The following is a 2,650-nucleotide window of genomic DNA, read 5'->3' as shown; positions in this document are numbered from 1 at the left end:
ACGTCCGACCCGGCGCCCGCTTCCGACATGGCAAGGCTGCCGACATGCTCGCCCGAGATCAGGCCCGGCAGGTACTTCGCCTTCTGCGCGTCCGTGCCCCAGCGGCGGATCTGGTTGACGCAAAGGTTGGAATGCGCGCCATAGGACAGGCCGATCGAGGCCGACGCCCGGCTCACTTCCTCCACCGCGATCACGTGATCGAGATAGCCGAGGCCCAGGCCGCCCCATTCCTCTTCCACGGTGATGCCGTGCAGGCCCAGCTCGCCCATCGCCGGCCACAGCTCGCGCGCGAACCAGTCCTCCGCGTCGATCCTCGCCGCCAGCGGCGCAATCTTCTCGTCGGCGAAGCGCGCGGCGCTTTCGCGGATCATCAGGGCGGTTTCAGGCAGGCCGAAATCGAAATCAGGCGTCGCGCGCACGGCATCCTCCCAAGACTTGCCCGGATACGCCTGAGACAGCGCACCCCGCAGCCATCAGCAATCGACGGGACGAGGCGCGGCCGGTCAAGGCCGGGCGCATCCTATCCCACGCCCCTTGATACCATCGATGATATCGTCGGCGAAATTGAAACATCGCGCAAAGTTCGATAGATAAAATCTATGATGAAACGCACCCATCTGCGCCAGTTCCTGGCGGTCGTGGAAACCGGCGGCTTCACCGCCGCCGCGCGGCGCGTCAACGTGACGCAGCCCACCTTGTCAGTGGGCATTGCCGAGCTGGAGCGGCTGGTCGGCGCGCCGCTGTTCGTGCGCGACCGACGCAACGTGCGATTGACCGAGGCCGGCAACCGCCTGCTGGCCCATGCTCGCGCCATCGAGCGGGAGTTCAGGCTGGCCGAGGCCAGCCTGCGTAGCGAGGCCGACCTCGCCCCGCCGCTGCGACTGGGCATCCTCGCATCGTTGCCGACAGCCTTCCTGACCCGGTTGAGCGCGCGCTTCGCCGGGCCGGAACCGCTGGTGCTGACCGAAGGGAGCGATGCCGAACTGCGGCGCAAGCTGGGCGAAGGGCAGATCGACGCCGCGCTGACCCTGCTGCGCGAAGGCGAGGATGCCGCGTCCGTCATCGACGAAGGCTATCGCATGATGCTGCCGGCAAGCCACCGCCTGGCGGGGCGCGCGACGCTCGATCCGGCCGAACTGGCGAGCGAAACCATGATCGCGCGCCGGTCCTGCGAACTGCTTGCCGAAACCAGCCGCTTCTTCACGCAGCGCGGGGTGCGGCCCCGCTTCCTGCTGCGCAGCGCCAACGATGACCGCTGCATGGCGATGGTGCGCGCCGGCATGGGCGTGACCACGGCGCCGGAATCGCTCCGCTGCGAAGGCGTCGTCGCCGTGCCGCTCGACGGATACGACTTCCGCCGCCGCATCGGCCTGATAGATGGCAAGACGCAGCGCGATGATGCCCGGTCCGCCCTGCGGCTGGCCTGCGACAGCGCAATCGCCTGAATCTGTCCGGCGTCGCCGATGGTCAACCGCCCTTCCACACGGCCCAGCCGACGATGGCCCAGAGCGTGAGCGACAGCATCAGCGGCGCGGTCATGCGCACCGCCACAAGCGCGACGCGCGCACCGTGACGGCGCCCCGCGGCGGAGGTAAGATCAACGTCCGGCGCGCGTTCGCCTTCGGTGGACGGGAGGGACATATCGAACGGGTGTTGGCATTCGGCTGGCATAGGCGGTCTCCAATCCGCAATATGCCTGCTTGATGCGCCCGTTTGCCTATGAGCCCCCTCCGCGCCAACCCTCAGGACATATACGCAGGCCGCTAACCGCGCATCGCGCTGTCGATCGGCTCCGCGTGGACCGGATACCCCGCATCCTCGGGGATTGTCAGCCATCTCGCCCCATCGCGCACGGCGACCGCCGGCGTGATCGTGACCACCGGTGTCGCCCGCGCGTGTTCGAGGCACGCCGCAAAGTCGTCGAACTGGGCCAGCCGTTCCAGATTGCGCCGCGTCGGGAAGATCACCTGAATTTCGCCCAGATCCGCCAGCCGCAGCGCCTCGCGCGCGCTGGCCCAGAACAGGTGCGTATTTTCCGTGGCATCGACCGCCACGTCCACCGCCCCGGTTCCCAGGTCGGCAATATAGAAGCGCGTGTCGAAGATGCGGGGCGCGCGGTGCTTCGGCAACCAACGCGCGAACGGGGTCAGCCGGTCGAGCGCGAGCTGCCAGCCGAACGCCTCCAGCACCGGCGCCAGCGCGCCCCGTTCGATCAGCATCCGGCGTGCGGCCACCGCCGTCTCCGCCGTCACGTTTCCGACAACGCCGATGGCCAGCCCGGATTCCTCCAGCGTCTCGCGGATCGCCGCTACGCGTGCGGCGGCATCGTCCAGATCGAGATCGCCGCGAACACGCTCCGCCAGATCGTAGTCCGCCCGGTCGATCCTTCCACCGGGAAAGACCGTGGCGCCACCCGCGAACCGCATCGCGCCGGAGCGTTCGAGCAGCAGCACCTGCGCCGCGCCGCCGGCCGGGTCGCGGCGGAACACCACCAGCGTTGCCGCCGGAATGGCGAGAGGCAAATTATCGGCGTCGTCGAAATCTTCCATGCAATCCCAGCCATCCCGCGCGTGTTTTGCAGCATCATGCTCGCGCCACCGCAGCTTGCCAAGCTGCCCCTTTTCTCGGGGGTGTCGGAAACCTTGACAAT

4 protein-coding genes are annotated in these 2,650 nt (G+C 68.1%); 1 reads left to right on the top strand and 3 read right to left on the bottom strand.

Translation table 11 applies throughout. The annotated features are described in order from the left end of the window. Positions 1–371: acyl-CoA dehydrogenase family protein (locus B3547_RS07275; RefSeq protein ID WP_292961680.1), on the bottom strand; the 371-nt coding region annotated here is incomplete at its 3' end. A gap of 228 nt (positions 372–599) precedes the next feature. On the opposite strand from B3547_RS07275, the gene B3547_RS07270 reads away from it, so the two are divergent. After that, complete coding sequence (locus tag B3547_RS07270; protein ID WP_292961657.1) at positions 600–1,445, top strand: LysR family transcriptional regulator; 846 nt, start codon at positions 600–602, stop codon at positions 1,443–1,445. A 22-nt stretch (positions 1,446–1,467) separates the two neighbouring features. Here B3547_RS07270 and B3547_RS07265 read toward each other — a convergent pair whose 3' ends face one another. Next, a complete protein-coding gene (locus tag B3547_RS07265; RefSeq protein WP_292961654.1) occupies positions 1,468–1,641 on the bottom strand; it encodes a hypothetical protein in 174 nt (57 codons plus the stop codon). Positions 1,642–1,763: 122 nt separating this feature from the next. After that, a complete protein-coding gene (locus B3547_RS07260; protein ID WP_292961652.1) occupies positions 1,764–2,549 on the bottom strand; it encodes an NUDIX hydrolase in 786 nt (261 codons plus the stop codon). Positions 2,550–2,650 lie beyond the last annotated feature (101 nt).

This window comes from Novosphingobium sp. UBA1939 (assembly GCF_002336885.1).
Classification (GTDB): Bacteria; Pseudomonadota; Alphaproteobacteria; order Sphingomonadales; family Sphingomonadaceae; genus Novosphingobium.
The sequence above is the reverse complement of the archived record's forward strand: the minus strand, read 5'-3'. Positions and strand labels throughout refer to the sequence as shown.